We start from the raw sequence: 269 nt of genomic DNA on the forward strand, positions 1-269 counted from the left end.
CAAGATTTAAGGTGAGATTACTTGCTGAAGTGATAGAACCCTTGATAGTCGTGGCATTGGCTGTGATAGTCGTAGTGCCACCCGAATTGTTAATATCCCCATTGATGGTGGCGTTATGAGATGTGATGGTCATTGTGCCTTTTTGGTTGGTGATGTTGCCATCTTGGAGAGCGCCAGAATTGAGGGTGAGGGTGGTAGAAGCACCTTGATCAAGGGATTGGATAGCAGAGTTGGTATCACCATTATTATACGCCCCCGTATCGCCTTTG

1 protein-coding gene is annotated in these 269 nt (G+C 46.5%); it reads right to left on the bottom strand.

Features of this window, described 5'->3' with window-relative positions; genetic code table 11:
- The coding region (locus BJI48_RS09560; RefSeq protein WP_180763118.1) for a hypothetical protein at positions 1-269 on the bottom strand (269 nt) is incomplete at both ends.

The organism is Helicobacter sp. 11S02596-1, assembly GCF_002272825.1.
Lineage (GTDB): Bacteria > Campylobacterota > Campylobacteria > Campylobacterales > Helicobacteraceae > Helicobacter_J.